Source organism: Nonomuraea sp. NPDC005501, assembly GCF_040605905.1.
Lineage (GTDB): Bacteria > Actinomycetota > Actinomycetes > Streptosporangiales > Streptosporangiaceae > Nonomuraea.
Genome location: NZ_JBEXDT010000019.1, coordinates 65861 through 81851, shown reverse-complemented (window position 1 = coordinate 81851; position 15991 = coordinate 65861). Strand labels below are relative to the sequence as shown.

At 74.5% G+C, this 15991-nt stretch carries 8 protein-coding genes; 1 reads left to right on the top strand and 7 read right to left on the bottom strand.

Annotation, left to right across the window (positions count from 1 at the left end; all coding sequences use genetic code 11):
• Positions 1-7: 7 nt before the first annotated feature.
• On the top strand, positions 8-1168 hold the full coding sequence (locus tag ABZS51_RS13090) for an acyl-CoA dehydrogenase family protein (protein ID WP_310713285.1): 1161 nt from the start codon (positions 8-10) through the stop codon (positions 1166-1168).
• On the opposite strand, the gene ABZS51_RS13085 is transcribed toward ABZS51_RS13090, so the two are convergent.
• The 7 genes from ABZS51_RS13085 to ABZS51_RS13055 form a co-directional block, all read right to left on the bottom strand.
• Positions 1131-1850 (bottom strand): 4'-phosphopantetheinyl transferase superfamily protein, encoded by a 720-nt coding sequence (locus tag ABZS51_RS13085; protein WP_355439477.1) that lies wholly within the window; start codon positions 1848-1850, stop codon positions 1131-1133. The two genes, ABZS51_RS13090 and ABZS51_RS13085, sit on opposite strands and share 38 nt — an antisense overlap.
• Positions 1841-2635 carry an alpha/beta fold hydrolase gene (locus ABZS51_RS13080; protein ID WP_310713281.1) on the bottom strand — a complete coding sequence of 265 codons (795 nt, stop codon included), beginning with the start codon at positions 2633-2635 and terminating at the stop codon, positions 1841-1843. Before ABZS51_RS13080 ends, ABZS51_RS13085 begins: the two co-directional genes overlap by 10 nt.
• A complete protein-coding gene (locus tag ABZS51_RS13075; protein ID WP_355439473.1) occupies positions 2632-3720 on the bottom strand; it encodes an HAD-IIIC family phosphatase in 1089 nt (362 codons plus the stop codon). Before ABZS51_RS13075 ends, ABZS51_RS13080 begins: the two co-directional genes overlap by 4 nt.
• On the bottom strand, positions 3717-4892 hold the full coding sequence (locus ABZS51_RS13070) for an acyl-CoA dehydrogenase family protein (RefSeq protein ID WP_355439470.1): 1176 nt from the start codon (positions 4890-4892) through the stop codon (positions 3717-3719). Before ABZS51_RS13070 ends, ABZS51_RS13075 begins: the two co-directional genes overlap by 4 nt.
• Positions 4889-5140, bottom strand: a complete 252-nt coding sequence (locus tag ABZS51_RS13065; protein WP_310713276.1) for an acyl carrier protein — start codon at positions 5138-5140, stop codon at positions 4889-4891. The genes ABZS51_RS13070 and ABZS51_RS13065 overlap by 4 nt, the downstream gene beginning before the upstream one ends.
• A 19-nt stretch (positions 5141-5159) precedes the next feature.
• The gene (locus ABZS51_RS13060; RefSeq protein ID WP_355439466.1) at positions 5160-6005 is read right to left on the bottom strand and encodes an FAD-dependent oxidoreductase; all 846 of its coding nucleotides are present in this window, start codon (positions 6003-6005) and stop codon (positions 5160-5162) included.
• 84 nt (positions 6006-6089) lie between these two features.
• Positions 6090-15983 carry an SDR family NAD(P)-dependent oxidoreductase gene (locus tag ABZS51_RS13055; protein WP_355439463.1) on the bottom strand — a complete coding sequence of 3298 codons (9894 nt, stop codon included), beginning with the start codon at positions 15981-15983 and terminating at the stop codon, positions 6090-6092.
• Between the last annotated feature and the right edge of the window lie 8 nt (positions 15984-15991).

The window sequence follows — 15991 nt, the reverse complement described above, 5'->3', positions numbered from 1 at the left end:
GCAGCCGATGAAACAGCCCGAGTACCTGCGCGCCGTCCAGGGCTTCGCCCGGCGCGAGCTGACCGGCAACGACGCCTACCTCGACTCGCTGGCCGACGCGCCGCTGCCCCTCTACGCGCGGTTCGCGGAGACGGGGCTGGCCAACTGGTGGCTGCCCAAGGAGCACGGCGGGCTCGGCCTCGGCCTGGAGGAGAGCGTCCGCATCACCAGCGAGCTGGCCTACGCCGACGCCGGGGTGGCGTTCACGCTGTTCATCCCGGTGCTGACGACGAGCATGGTCGCCTGGTACGGCTCGGAGGAGCTGAGGGAGCGGTATCTCGGCCGGCTGGTGGCGGAGAACGGCTTCTGCGCCACGCTCGGCAGTGAGCACGCGGCCGGCAGCGAGCTGGCCCGCATGACGACGACCGCGCGGGTCGAGGGCGACACGGTCGTCCTCGACGGGCAGAAGGCGTTCTCCACGAACACGGGCTTCGCCCAGTTCCTCGTGGTGGTCGCGCGCAGCCAGGAGGACCCGTCGGGCTACCTGGCGGTGCTCGTGCCGCGTGACACGCCGGGCGTCACCGTGGACAAGCGGTGGGACGTCATCGGGCTGCGCTCGTCGGCCACGTACCAGGTGTCGCTGTCGGGGGTGCGCGTGCCGGCCGCGAACGTGCTGCGCGGCAACGGACTGCGCCTGCTGGAGGTGGGCCTGAACGCCAGCCGCATCCTCATCGCCACCACGGCCCTCGGCGTGGCCCGCCGCATCCGGGACGTGTGCATGGAGTACGGCAAGTCCAAGTCGGTGAAGGGGGCGCCGCTGACGGGCAACGCGGTGTTCGCCTCCCGGCTGGGGCAGTTCGAGATGCAGATCGAGGTGATGACCAACCAGTGCCTGGCCGCGGCGCGGGCGTACGACGCGATCGCGGCCCGGCCGGACGCGGGCGAGGAGTTCCTGCGCACGGGCACGCTGAAGCAGGCGCTGACGACGAAGATGTTCTGCGGGCAGACCGGCTGGCAGATCGCCTCGACGGCGTCGGAGATGTTCGGCGGGCTCGGCTACACGCACGAGTCGGTCATCGGCAAGCTGACGCGCGACATGAGGTACGTGTCGATCGTGGAGGGCGGCGACGACGTGCTGCGGGACCTGGTGTTCAGCCGGTACGTGGTGCCGGTGTCGAAGCGGTCGTGACCAGGGCGGCGGCGTAGCCGGGGGCCACGTCGAGCCACCGCACCGGCCACCCTTCACGCGGGGAGCGGGACGAGACCGTCCCGCTCCCCGTTCCCGCGTCGCGCACCAGGCAGGAGCGCAGGCCGGCGAGCCCGGCTCCGGTGGCCTTGACGTACGCCTCCTTGGCGGTCCACAGCCGGAAGTACTCCACGAGTCCGATCTCCCGCACCCGCTCGGCCTCCTCCGGCTGGTACATGCGCCGGGCCAGCTCCAGGTGGTCGAGGTCGGCGCGGACGCGCTCGACGTCCACGCCCACCCGCGTGCCGGGCGCCGCCACGGCGACCAGGGCCCAGTCGCCGGAGTGCGACAGGTTGAAGTCGGGCCGCAAGCCGCCGGGCTCCAGGCACGGCCGGCCGGACGCCTCGGCGGTGAGCCGGACCGCTCCGGGCGGCACGCCGCACAGCTCGCCCAGCACGGACCGCAGCGCGGCGTGCGCCACCACGTACCTGTGGCACTCCCCCGCGTCGGCGAAGCGGCCCGCCCGGTCCCGCTCGGCGGCGGACAGCCAGTCCTGCCACTCCGCCCGCTGGGGCCGGTCGAGCCGCACCTTCCACACCTCCGGGGCGGCCGGCCCGGGAACGCGCGAACGGTGCGGGAGTGGCCGCCACTCCCGCACCGTCACCGGGCCGACCGTCACACCCACGGCCGCAGCGCCTCCGCCAGGATCCGGTGGGTCCGCTGCGCCTGCTCGAACACCGCGAAGTGCCCGCCGTCGAACCCGTGCAGCGTGAACTCGCGGGCCGTCTGGTCCAGCCACCTCGCCAGCTTCACCGGCGACACCCGCGGGTCGGTCTCCCCGCACAGCGCCGAGACGGGCACGTCGAGCGGCGGCTCGTCCTGGTAGACGTACGTCTCCTTGACGGTGAAGTCGGCCTGCACCGACGGGAGCACCATGTCGAGCGCCTCCGGGTCGGCCAGCAGCCACTCCGGCGTCCCGCCGAGCGCGCGCAGCAGGTGCACCAGCTCGGGCCTGCTCATCCGGCCGACCGGCGGCCCCGGCTCGTCGGTGACGTGCGGAGCGTCGGAGCCGGACACGAACAGGTGGACCGGCTCGGGACCGCCCCGCCGCCGGATCTCCCGGACCAGCTCGAACGCCACGATCGCGCCCAGGCTGTGCCCGTACAGGGTGTACCTGCGGCCGGCCGCCGACAGCTCCACGTCGGCGAGCACGACGTCCGCGAGGTCCGACACCAGCGGCTCCATCCGCAGGTACGGCGGCTCCTTGTGCCGGGCCTCCCGTCCGGGCGGCTGCACCGGCTGCACCGCGACGCCGGGCAGCTTGCGCTGCCAGACCCGGAAGGCCGAGGCGGCGCCGCCCGCGTGCGGCAGGCAGTACATCGGCAGCGCGCCCGGCTCGGCGCCGGTCTGCGTGCGGAACGGCAGCCAGCGCGCCAGCGTCTCGTCGCTCACCAGCTCGCCGACGGTCATGCCGCCCTCACCTCCAGCCGCACGTACGACGGGGGCGGCTGGAGCGTGCTCAGGTCGGCCTGGAGCACCACGTGGGCGCCGTCCCTGTCGGCCTCCCTGAAGCCGGCGAACGCGTACGTCACCTGCATCATGCGGTTGCGGCCGGTCTCCACGAAGTCGGCGCGCAACGCCACGCCGGCCTCGGCGGCCAGCCGCATGATGTGGTTGAGCAGCACCATGCCGACGCCGCGCGACATCACCCGGCACGACATGAGCATCATGTTGAGCCGCCAGGCGTCCTCGCCCTTCTCCACCAGCGTCAGGCCGATCTTGCCGTAGCTGCCGAACCGGTCGGTGAGCGAGGCCACCAGCAGCAGGTGGTCGTCGGACTCGCGCAGCTCGTCCAGCTCGTCGTAGGAGTACGTGCGGCCGGTCGAGTTGAGCTGGTTGGTGCGGACGGTGAGCTCCTCGGCCCGCTGGAGGTCCTCCCGGGCGGCCGGGGCGATGGTGAACTCCATCTCCAGGCTCGCCAGGAACTCCTCGTTGGTGCCGACGAACTCCTCCTCCAGCTCGTCGCGGGCGATCTGCCCCCGGTACATGTGGCGCCGCTGCGCCGACTCGTCGGTGACGAACCGCGGCTGGAACTCCGGCCGGGCCAGCGCCTCCTCCAGGTCGAGGATGTCCACGCAGGTGACCTCCGGCACGCCGTGCGCCACCTCCGCCCGCTCGAACTCCTGGTCGTCGACGAACGCGAACGCGTCCAGGCCCAGGTTGAGCGCCTTGGCGATGTTCCGGATCGACTCCGACTTGGGGTTCCAGCCGATCTGGGGGTGGAGGAACATCTCCTCCAGGCCGAGGGCGCGCAGCTTGGCCAGCGCGGTGTCCCGGTCGTTCTTGCTGGCCACGGAGTGCAGGATGCCCTTGCGGTCCAGCTCGTGGATGCGCTCGACGACGGCCGGGCGCACGGTCACCTCGCCGTCCTCCAGCAGCACGCCGTTCCAGAGCGTGTTGTCGAGGTCCCACACGATGCACTTGATGCGGCCCCGCGCCGGCTTCCGTGGAAGCAGGGCGACGCCGGCGTCCGGGCTCTCGGCGGTCACGCTCATCCGGTCTTCTCCCGATCGGCCTGGCCAGCGATGGTCATCCGCTGGATCTCGTTGCTGCCTTCGATGATCTCCATCACCTTGGCGTCCCTGTAGTAGCGGGCCACGGGGTACTCGGTGCTGCACCCGTTGGCGCCGTGGATCTGCACGGCCTCGGAGGCGTGCCGGGCGGCGGCGGTGGAGGCGAAGTACTTCGCCACCCACGTCGCCATGATCGTGGACGCCTCGCCGGCGTCCTTGAGGCGGCCGGCCTCGGCCAGCAGCAGCCGGGCCGCCCGCGCGTCGGTCACCATGTCGGAGAGTTTCGCCTGGATGAGCGGCAGCTTCGCCAGCGGCGTGCCGCCCACCTCGCGGCTCGCGGCGTAGGAGGCCGACGCCTCCAGGCACGCCTGGACGATGCCCACCGACCCGGCCGCCACGCTGTAGCGGCCGAGGTCGAGGGTGCCGGTGAGCACCATGCCGGCGGTGAAGCCGCTCGGGCCGAGCAGCGCGTCCCGGTCGAGGACGACGTCGGTGAAGCTGATCTCGGCGAGCATGGACGCACGGGTGCCGAGCATGTCGTCGATCGGCCGCACCTCCACGCCCGGCGTGTCCCTCGGCACGAGGAACGCGCCGATGCTGGACGCGGTGCGGGCGAACACGAGGAACACGTCCGCCCGCTGACCGCCGGTCGTCCACTTCTTGACGCCGTTGAGCACCCAGCCGCCGCCGGACTCGGCGGCGGTCGTGGTGATGCCGGAGGTGTCGCTGCCGGCGCCCGGCTCGGACAGGCAGAACGCGCCCAGGCTGTCGCCCGCGGCGAACGCGGGCGTCCACCGCTCGCGCTGCGCCGGGCTGCCCCACCGCTGCACGGTCCACGCCGCCATGGTGTGGACCGTGAGCAGGCTGCGCAGCGACGAGCAGCCGCGGCCCACCTCCTCGTGCACCTCGCCGAGCGTCACCCAGTCCATCCCGGCGCCGCCCGCCGCGGCCGGCAGGAACGGCGCCCACAGCCCCGCCTCCGCCACCCGTCGCAGCAGCTCCTCCGGGACGCGTCCCGCCCGGTCGTAGGCGTCGGCGTACGGCATCACGTGGGTGTCGACGAACGCCCGCGCGGTGCTCCGGTCGGTGACCCGCCCCACCGGCGGCGAAGCCGGTGGGGCGGCGGCGGGCGGCGCCACGCCGGTGACCGTCACGCGACGGCCGGCTCGGCCACGAGCCGGCTCACCAGCTCGGACATGGCGGTCGCGGTGCGGAAGTTGTCGATCCGCAGCTCCTCGTTCGGGATGGTCACGCCGAACGTCTTCTCGACGAACATCACCAGCTCCATCGCGAACAGCGAGTTCACGAAGCCGAGCGCGAAGATGTCCTGCGACTCGGTGATCTCCGCCTGCGGGTACCTGTCGCGGACGAAGCCGAGGATCTGGCCCTGGGTGTCGGTCATCGAATGGCTCCTTCAGTCGTTACTGGGCGTAGGTGTAGAAGCCGCGGCCAGACTTGCGGCCGTGCAGCCCGGCGTCGGTCATCTGCTTGAGCAGCGGGCAGGGGCGGTACTTGCTGTCGGCGTAGTGCTCGTAGAGCACCTCGACGCTGTAGAGGATCGTGTCGACGCCGATCAGGTCGGCGGTCTCCAGCGGGCCCATCGGGTGGCCGAAGCAGCTCCGGAAGACCTCGTCCACCGACTCGGCGTCGGCCACGCCCTCGTGCACGAGGTAGGCGGCCTCGTTGACGGTGAGCATCAGCACCCGGTTGGAGATGAAGCCGCAGGAGTCCTTGACGTCCACGGCCTTCTTGCCCATGGCGCTCAGCAGGTCCCGGGTGCGCTGGATCGTCTCCGGCGAGGTGTGGAAGCCGGGGATCAGCTCCACGGCCGGCTTGGCCGGGACGGGGTTCATGAAGTGGACGCCGATCACCTTGTCGGGCCGCCCGGTGACGGCGCCCACCTTGGTGATGGGGATGGCGGAGGTGTTGACGACGAACACGGTGTCCGGGCCGCACTCGCGGTCCAGCGCCTCGTACACCTCCCGCTTGACGTCCCAGTTCTCGGTCACGTTCTCGATGACCACGTCCGCCTTGGCCGCGCCCGAGACGCCGACGGACGTGGAGATCCTGGACAGCACATCGTCCGGGTCCAGGGCGGGACCGCCCATGAGCCGGCTCATCCGGGTGTTGCGGGCGATGGTGGCCAGCGCGTCGGCCAGGATCTGCTCGTCCTTGTCGACCAGCACCACGTCGTGTCCCGTCTGGGCGAGGTTCTGGGCGACCCCGACTCCCATGACGCCAGCGCCTATCACGCCGATAACGGTCATGTCCGCTCCGTTCCGCTCATCGTTGGTCTCTCATCCCTTGTCGGTCTTCTCGGGGGAGTTGCCGGTCTTGTCGGAGGAATGTCGTCACCGTCCTCGCCTGCGCGCCGCCGACGCCTCCAGGCCCGAACGGCGGAGCTGGGCGCGTACCTGGCTGCCGCCGCCCGAGCCGGCCAGCACCGGGGCCGCCCCCGAGGCCAGCGCCTCGACGGTCCGGCTGAGCGCGGCCACGGTCGGCGCCTCGTACAGGACGTGCGGCGGCAGCTCGTCCAGCTCGAACGCGCGCCGCACGGCGGCCACGATGGCGACGCCGAGCAGCGAGTTGCCGCCGAGCTCGAAGAAGTTGTCCAGCACCCCCACCCGATCCAGGCGCAGCGACTCGCCCCAGATGGCCGCGATGGTCTCCTCGGCGTGGCCGTCCGGCTCCTGGTAGGCGGTGAGCAGCTCGGGCCTCGGGTGCCGCTCGCCGCTCGCGCCGCCCATCGCCGGGGAGGTCACCACGTCCACGGTGAACTCCGCGCTGCCGCGCACCAGCGTCGGGAAGTCCTGGGTGGAGACGACGACCCGCGGCTCGCCGGTGGCCAGGGCCCGCAGCAGCGAGCGCCAGCCGTCGTCGAACGCGATGCCGACGCGGGCCCGGTTCTGCCGGAAGAAGTCGCGCAGCGCCTCCTCGTACCCGGCCAGCCCGGCCTCCCAGGCGTTCCACGTCCACTCGCCCCAGCCGACGGACACCACGCGGCGGCCCGTCGCGGCGAGCCGGTGCGCGTAGGCGTCGAGGAAGGCGTTGGCGGCGCAGTAGTCGACCTGGCCGGGGCCGCCGCCCGTGGCCGAGGTGATCGAGGAGAACAGCACGAGGAAGTCCAGCTCGACCTCGTCCGGCCCGCCCAGGCGCAGCGCCTCGGCCAGCGCCAGCGTGCCGGCCACCTTGGGCGCCAGCACCTCGTCCAGCTCCTCGGGACGCTTGAACTGCATGAGCCCCATGGCGGGGACGCCGGCCGCGTGGAGGACGCCGTGCAGGGCGCCGAACCGGGCCACGGCCGTGTCCACGGCCCGGCGCACGTCCTCCGGGCGGGCGACGTCGCCGGTGACGACCTCAATCTCGCCGCCCAGCGCCTCCAGCCCGGCGACGGCGGCGACGCGCCTGCGGGTGACCTCGCCGGCGGCGATGTCCCCCGACAGGACGCCGGGCCAGTCGGCGCGCGGCGGCAGGCCGTGCCGGGCCAGCAGGACCAGCCTGCCCCGGCACTCGCGGACCAGGTGCTCGGCCAGGCCCAGCGCGATGCCGCCCAGGCCGCCGGTGACCAGGTACACGCCGCCTTCGCGCAGCGCCGCCTGCTCCTTGACGGGCGGGGCCGGGAGGGGGTCGTAGCCGGGCACCCAGCGGCGGCCCCGGCGCAGCGCCACGGTCCGGTCGGTCTGCGGCCGGGCCAGCTCGGCCGTCAGGGCGGTCAGGTCCCGCGCCCCGGGCTCGGCCGGCAGGTCCACCAGGCGGGTGGTCACGCCGGGGTACTCCAGCGGGATCACCGCGCACGGGCCGAGCAGCGTCGCGCCGTACGGGTCGGCCACCTCCTCGCCGAGCACCGGCTGCGTCCCGGCCACGGCCACGTCCAGCGACCACGCGCCGATGCCGGACTCCCCGGCGGCGCGGGCGAGCGCCACGAGCGTCCGCAGCCCGAGGTCCACGGCGTCCTTCCCGGAGTCCTGCGTGCCGCCGGCGTCGAGGGTCCAGAGGTGGACGACGCGGTCGAGGGGGCGGCCGGTGAGGCGCAGGTCGCGGAGCAGGGCCAGCGTGTCGGTCACGTCGCCCGGCCGGATCGTGTAGCCGTCGCCGGTGGCGGCGTAGACGTCGCCCGGCCGTACCAGCGTGACGGGCGCGCCCGTGGCGGCGACCGCGGCGCGCAGCGCGGCCACGGCCTCCCCGGCGACCCCGTCGTCCCCGGCGAACACCAGCCACGAGTCCGGCCGGCGCTCGGCCGCCGCCGGGGGCGCGGTCTGCCGCCACACCGGCAGGTACAGCCACTGCTCCTCGGGCAGCTTGGGCAGGCTCGTGATGGCCTCGAACAGGTCGGCGGGCACGTCGGGGGCGGACTCGGCGGCCTGCCTGCGCGTCGCGGGCGGGTCGATCCAGTAGCGCTGGCGCTGGAACGGATACGTCGGCAGCGGCACCCGCCCCGGCAGGCCAGGGCGTGGCTCGCCCGGGTCGCCGGTCCGGCCGTGGTAGGCGTTCCAGTCGAGGGTGACGCCGCACAGCCACAGCCGCGCGAGGCAGCCGGCCAGCACCTCGTCACCGGGCCGGGCGTCGCTCGCGGCGGGCAGCGTGTGCGTGACGAGCGGCCACCGCTCGGGCGGGCAGCCCGCGCCGCGCACCATCGCGCCCAGGGACTGCCCCGGCCCGATCTCCACCACGGCCAGGCCCGGGTCGGCCAGCAGCGTGCCGATCCCGTCGGCGAACCGGACCGTGCCGCACATGTGCCGCGCCCAGTAGCCGGGGTCGCGCACCAGGTCGGCGTCCGCCACGGCGCCGGTCAGGTTCGACACGTACGGCAGGGCCGGGGGGTTGAGCCGGATGTTGGCCTTGACCCACTGGGTGAGCTCGTCGGCCAGGGGCTCCAGCATGCGGGAGTGGAAGGCGTGGGTGGTCTCCAGCGGGCGGCACGGCACCTCCGCGGCGCGCAGCTCCTGCGCCAGCCGGTCGACGTCCTCGGCCGGGCCGGCGACGACGGTGACCTGCGGGCCGTTCACGGCGGCCACGTCGAGCCCTCGCTCCTCCAGCCGGAACCGGCGGCGCAGCCGATCGGCGGGCAGCGAGACGGCGAGCATGGAGCCGGCCGGCATCCGGGCGATGAGCCGGGCACGGTGCGCGACCAGGGCGACGGCGTCGGGCAGGGACAGCACGCCGGCCAAGCACGCGGCGACGTACTCGCCGAGGCTGTAGCCGAGCATGAGCCGGGGCTGGAGACCCCAGGCCATGAGCGTGCGCGCGAGGGCGTACTCGACGGCGAACAGCGCGGGCTGCACCACCTCGGTCCGCCGCAGCGCCGCCTCCCGCCCGCCCTCGCCGGGCTCCCTCCTGCCGAGGAGGGCGGCCAGGCCGGTGGCCTCGCCGCGTTCCCCGGTCAGCAGGTCGGCGAGCTCGGCGGGGTCCACGACGCCGTCCAGTGCCTCGCCCAGGTGGCGCAGGCACTCGTCCAGCTCGGCCCGGAACACCGGCTCGTGCCGGTAGAGGTCGCCCGCCAGGCCCGGGTACTGCTCGCCGACGCCCCCGAACAGGAAGGCCACCTGCCTGCCCCGCACGGTCTCGACGCGGCCCAGCAGGTCGTCCGCGCGCCGCCCGTCCAACGCCGCGGCGGCGGCCGCGAGGTCACCGGCGACGATCGCCCTGCGGTGCTCGAACGTCTTGCGTCCCACCTGGAGCGTGTACGCGACGTCGGCCAGCCGCGGGCCCGGCCCGTCGGCGAGGTGCCCGCCGAGCCGCCGGCACGCCTCGTCCGCCGCGTCGGCCGTACGGGCCGAGACCGTCACCACCTGGTACCGGCGGCCCGGCCCGGGGGCCTCGTCGCGGGCGGGAGGCTCCTCGATCACCATGTGCACGTTCGTGCCGCCCATTCCCAGGGAGTTGAGTCCCGCGATGCGCGGCCGGCCGTCACGGGTGCGCCACGGGGACAGCTCGGCGTTGACGTAGAAGGGGCTGCCGTCGAAGTCGATCTCCGGGTTGGGGCTGGTGTAGTGCAGGCTCGCCGGGATGACCCCGTGGTGCGCCGCGAGCGACGTCTTGATGAGCCCGCTCGCCCCGGCGGCCCGGTCGAGGTGGCCGACGTTGGTCTTGACCGACCCGATCGGGCAGTACCGCCGCTCCCGCGTCGTACCGAAAGCCCGGGTCAGCGCGGCCACCTCGATGGGGTCGCCCAGCTCGGTGGCGGTGCCGTGCGCCTCCACGTAGCTGATGTCCTCGCCGGTGACGCCCGCGTCGGCCATCGCGTCGGCGATCACCCGGGACTGGCCGACGACGCTGGGCGCCGTGTAGCCGACCTTGAGCGCGCCGTCGTTGTTCATGGCCGAGCCGCGGATGACGGCCCAGATGTGGTCGCCGTCGCGGATCGCGTCGGGCAGCCGCTTCAGCAGCACCGCGGCGGCCCCGTCGCCGAACATGCTGCCCTTGGCCCCGGCGTCGAACGCCCGCACGTGGCCGTCGGGCGACTCCTGGCCGCCGGGCCCGTACAGGTGGCCGACCCGGTCGGGGACGCGGATCGACACGCCGCCCGCCAGCGCCAGCTCGCAGTCGCCGGCCCGCAGGCTCTGCACGGCCAGGTGCGCGGCCACCAGCGACGTGGAGCAGAACGTCTGCACCGCGACACTCGGCCCGTACAGGTCGAACAGGTACGACACGGTCGTGGTCAGGGCGTCCTTGTCGTTGCCCATGATCACCTCGAACCCGCTGAACTCCTTCTGGCCGCCGCCGAGCAGGTGGTCGGCCATCCTGAGCAGGTACGTGCTGATGTTCGCGCCGCCGAACACGCCCACCCGGCCCCGGTGCTCCGGAGCCGCGTAACCGCCCTGTTCGAGGGCCTCCCAGCACACTTCGAGGAAGGCGCGCTGTTGCGGGTCGGTGATGGCCGCCATGCGGGGGCTCATGCCGAAGAACGCCGCGTCGAACCCGCTCACGTCGTCCAGGACGGGCCTGGCCGGCACGTACGCGGGGTCCTTGATCTGCTCGGGGTCGGCGCCGGCGGCCAGCAGCTCCTCCTCGGAGAAGAAGCTGATGGACTCGACGCCGTCGTTGAGGTTCCGCCAGAACGTGGCGACGTCGGCGGCGCCGGGGAAGCGGCCGGCCATGCCGACGATCGCGATCCGCCGGTCGTCGTCGGTGGCGGTCGTCTTCGCCCGCTCCCCCACGACCCGCACGCGCTCCTGCGCTTTGCGAGGCTGGGGCTCGGGTGTGGCCGTGGCGCCACGCTCGTCCAGGATGACGGCCAGCGTGCCGACCGTGGGAGCCTCGAACAGCGCCACCGTCGGCACCGCGACCCCGAACCGCTGCTTCACCAGGGAGAGCATCTGCAACGCCACCAGCGAGTTGCCGCCCAGGTCGAAGAAGTTGTCCCGGGTCCCGACCGGCTCGACGCCCAGCACCTCGGACCAGAGCTCCGCGAGGCCGCGCTCGGCCGCCGACTGCGGCGGGCTGTACGGCTGGGGAAGCTCGGGACGCGGAAACCGGTCCCCCGCCCCGCCGGGCAGCCCCTCTCCGCCGGCTGCTCCGGCTGAGCCGTCCGGCGCGGCCGCCGCGAGCAGGGCCGTCGCCGCGGGCACGGACCGGGGCAGCCGGTCGTCGAGCCCGCCCGCCGCGACCACCAGCCCGGGACGGGTGGCGGCCGTCAGCAGGTCGAACGCCGCCAGCGACTCCGCGGCGCTCATCGAGTGGGCGGCCATCGCCGCGCCCATGCCGCCTTCCAGCCGGTCGAGCGTGACGGCCCAGGTGTCCCAGCTCGCGGCCACCCACCGGGTCGGGGTACGGCCGGCGAGGTGCGCCGTGTGGCCGCGGTGGGCGAGCGCGGCGAGGGCGGCGTTGGCGGCGGCGTAGCTGCCGAAGGTGATGCCGCCGAGGACGGCGGAGGTGGACGAGAACACGAGGCAGAACCGGGGCGCGAGGCCGGCCGGGAGCTCGCCGAGCACCTCCTCCAGAACGAGCGCGCCGGTCACCTTGGCGGCGAAGTGGCGGCCCACGGCCTCGGCGTCGAGGTCACGCAGCGGCCGGAACCCGTCGGCCCGCGTCTCGGCCGCGGCATGCACCACCCCGTCGAGCCGCCGCCTCCCATCGGCGGCGGCACCGGCCCGGCCGGGCCCGCCCTGGTCGCCCGGGTCGCCCGGGTCGCCGGCGGCTGTTTCGGTGAGGAGGCCGGCGAGCAAGGCGCGCATGGCGGTGGCGTCCGTGACGTCCACGGCGGGGGTGAGCACCTCGGCGCCCAGGGCGCGCAGGCTCTCCACCGCCTGCCGGCGCGGGTCGCCGGCCTCGGCGGGGAGGCCGCCGCGGCTGGTGAGGACGAGGCGCGCGGCGCCGGCGCGGGCGAGGTGCCCGGCGAGCAGCAGCCCGACGTCGCCCAGCCCACCAGTGATCAGGTACGTCCCTCCCGCCCGCACAGCGGCCCCGCCGCCGGACACGGAGCCGCCGGTCGCGGAGCCGGTCGCGGAGTCGCCGGTCGCGGAGTCGGTCGAGGAGTCGGTCGAGGAGTCGCCGGTCGCGGAGTCGGTCGAGGAGTCGGTCGAGGAGTCGTCGGCGGCAGTGAAGGTGCGGAGGAGGCGGGCGCCGGCGCGGTAGGCGACGAAGACCTCGCCCGCCGGGGCCAGGATCTCGCCGGTCAGCGCGTCCGCCACGGCTTGGGGGCCGGCGCCGGGGTCGAGGTCCACGGCGGAGCAGTCGAGGTTGAGGTACTCCTGGTTGGCGACCATCGGCAGGGTGGCCGCGGCGGCCTGCGCGGCGTCGGGCACCTCCCCGTCGGCCACCGCCTGCCCGCCGCGCGTGACCAGCAGGACGCGGGTCCCGTCACCGCCCTCCTCACCGAGAGCCGCCAGCAGCCCCGCCACGGGCACGAGCGCGTCCCCGATCCCGGCAGGGACGCTCTCGTGCGCGGAGGCGGGCTCGCGCACGGCCTCCAGGAGGCGGAGGTCCACGACCGTGTCCGGGGCGGCGGTGTCCGGGCCCCGGGTGAGCGCCGCGAGGTCGTCCGGCTCGGCGACCGTGACGACGTCGACGCCGTGGGCGCGCAGTGACCGGCCCAGCGCCTCGGCGGCTTCTCCGTCCGTACGGCCCGCCACGAGAACGCACCGGCCCACCCGGACGCCCGGCTCGGCGGCCCCGATCGCGGGGGCATCCGCGCGGGCCCAGCCCGGGACGAGCAGCTCCACGTGCGGCCGCCCCGCAACCGCCGGCGCATCCACCGGGGCGGGTCCGCTGTTACGGTCCGCTCCGTTGAGGGATGCGGCTCCATTGGGAGAGGAGCCCGCGTTCAGGGAGACGCCCCCGTTGGGAGAGGCAGTCCCGTTGAGGGGGACGGCTCCGTTGGGAGAGGCGGTCCCGTTGAGGGAGGCGCCCCCGTTGAGAGGGACGGTCCCGCTGGAAGCGGCTGACCCGTTCGAGGCGGTCCGGGGCGCGGTGCCGGTCGAGGCCGTTCCCCGCGTCACCTGGGCGGACGGCGGGTCGATCCAGTAGCGCTCGCGCTGGAACGGGTACGTCGGCAGCCCGACCTTGGCCACCGGCCGGTCCTGCCGGTAGCCGGACCAGTCGATCGGCACCCCGGCCAGCCACAGCCGCCCCGCCGCCTCCGCCAGCACCTCGCCGGCCGGGCGCGGGTCGTCCGCCCCGGGAAGCGTGGCGACGACCAGCGGCCAGCGGTCCGGCGGGCAGTCGCGGTGGCCGCGCGTCATCGCGCCCAGCGACTGCCCCGGCCCGATCTCCAGCAGCGCCGCGTCGCCGTCCAGGCGCAGCAGCGTGCTCAGCACGCCGTCGAACTGGACGGGCGCGCACATGTGCTCGGCCCAGTACGCCGGGTCGGTGAGCTGGGCGGCGGTGGCGAGCTCGCCGGTAACGTCGGAGACCAACGGGATGCGGGGCGCGTGGAGGGGGACGTTCTCGGCGATCCAGGCGGTCAGCCGCTCGCGCAGCGGCTCCATCATCCCGGAGTGGAAGGCGTGGCTCGTGGCCAGCGGCCGGCAGGGCACCCCGTCGGCCGCCAGCAGCGCCCTGGCCGCGGCCATCGCCGCGGGCTCGCCCGCCAGCACGGTCAGCTGGGGGCCGCTGATCGCGGCGACGTCCACACCGGCGACGCCGGCCAGGCGCTCGCGCAGGTCCGCGGCGGCCAGCGGCACCGCGCACATCTCGCCCGGTGGCAGCTCGTCGATGAGGCTGGCCCGGTGGGCGACCAGCGCGATGGCCGACTCCAGGGACATCACCCCGGCCAGGCAGGCCGCGACGTACTCGCCGAGGCTGTAGCCGGCCAGGGCGGCGGGCTCGACGCCCCACGACTGGACGAGCCGGGCCAGCGCGTACTCGACGGCGAACAACGCGGGCTGGAGCACCCGGGTGGGGGGTGCCGCGGCGGGAGCGGAGGCGCGGCCGAGCAGCCGGCCGAGCGCGTCCCCCTCGCCGTCCCGCCGCGGCCCGATCATCTCGGCGAGCGGGTCGTCGCCGCCCGCCCGCCGGCGCAGCTCGGCGCGGCACCTGTCGAGCGCCGCGCGGAACACCGGCTCGGTCTCGTACAGCTCGGCGGCCATCCCCGGGTACTGCTCGCCGGTGCCGGCGATGAGGAAGGCGACGGGCCGGTCCGCGCGGTTCTCGGCGCGGCCGAGCACGGCCCCGGACCGGATCTTCTCGGCGGCCTCGGCCGCGGTCGAGGCCACCACCATGCGGCGGTGGGCGAAGACCTGCCGCCCGGTCTGGAGGGTGTGGGCGACGTCGGCCAGCCGATGACCGGAGCCGTCGCCGGCCGGATCGGCCGCCTGCCCAGCCGGGCGTTCCGTCTCCGCCGGATGTCCAGCCGGATGTTCAGCCGGATGTCCGGCCGGATGTCCGGCCAGGTGTCCCGCCAGGCGCTCGGTCATCGCCTCGGCGGCGCCGGCCGTACGGGCGGACCAGACGATCAGCTCGGGGCGGGGCGGCTCCTCGGTGCGCGGCACGAGCTGGGCCTCCTCGACCACGACGTGCGCGTTGGTGCCGCCGATGCCGAACGCGCTGACCCCGGCGCGGCGGGTCCGGCCCGCCTCGCGCGGCCAGCCGCGCAGCCCGGTGACGATCTCCAGCCGGGCCTGGCCGGAGGCGAGCTGCGGGTTGGGGTCGGTCAGGTTGATGGTGGGCGGGATCTCGTCGTGGCGCAGGGAGAGGGCGACCTTGATGAGGTTGGTGACGCCGGCGGCGCGGTCGAGGTGGCCGAGGTTCGTCTTGACGGAGCCGATGAGCACCGACTCGTCCTGGAACACCTGCTGCAGCGCCGCCAGCTCGGCCGCGTCGCCCAGGGCGGTGCCGGTGCCGTGCGCCTCGACGTAGTCGATGTCGGCGGGCGTCAGCCCCGCGCTCGCCAGGGCCTCCGCCATGACCGCGGCCTGCCCCTGCACGCCGGGGGCGGTGAAACCGGCCTTGCGGCCGGCGTCGTTGTTGACCGCCCAGCCGCGCAGCACGGCGTAGATCTGGTCGCCGTCGGCGAGCGCGTCCTCCAGCCGCCGCAGCGCGACCACGCCGACGCCGCTGCCGAGGGGCGCGCCCATCCCGGCCGCGTCGAACGCGCGGCACTCGCCGTCGGGCGGGGCGATGCCGCCCTGCTGGTAGAGGTAGCCGACGCGGTGCGGAACGTTCACCGCGACGCCGCCGGCCAGGGCCAGGTCGCACTCGAAGGCCGCCAGGCTGGTGGCGGCGGCGCACACCGCGACCAGCGACGTCGAGCAGTAGCTCTGCACGCCGTAGCTGGGGCCGGACAGCCCGAGCGTGTGCGCGACGCGGGTGGTGAGGGAGTCCTTGTCGTTGGCCAGCCCGACCGCGAGGTCGCCCATGACGGCGCCGACGCCGCTCGGCAGCAGGTTGTTCTGCATGTACGAGCTGTGCGCGCACCCGCCGAACACGCCGATGGCCCCGTCGAACCTCGTGGGATCGCAGCCGGCGTCCTCCAGCGCGGTCCACCCGTGCTCCAGGAACAGCCGGTGCTGCGGGTCGAGGATCTGCGCCTCCTTCGGGCCGATCCCGAAGAAGCCGGCGTCGAACATCTCGACGCCGTCGATCACCGGGCTCGCCTTCACGTACGACGGGTCGGTGATCAGCTCCTCCGGGACCCCGGCGGCGCGCAGCTCCGCGTCGGTGAACCGGGTGACGCCGGACGCGCCGGACCGGATCGCGGACCACAGCTCGGCCACGTCGGACGCCCCGGGGAAGCGCCCGGACATGCCGACGATCGCGATGTCGGTCCCGGAGCCTTCGCCGTCGATCTCGTCGATGTCGTCGATCACGTCTACCG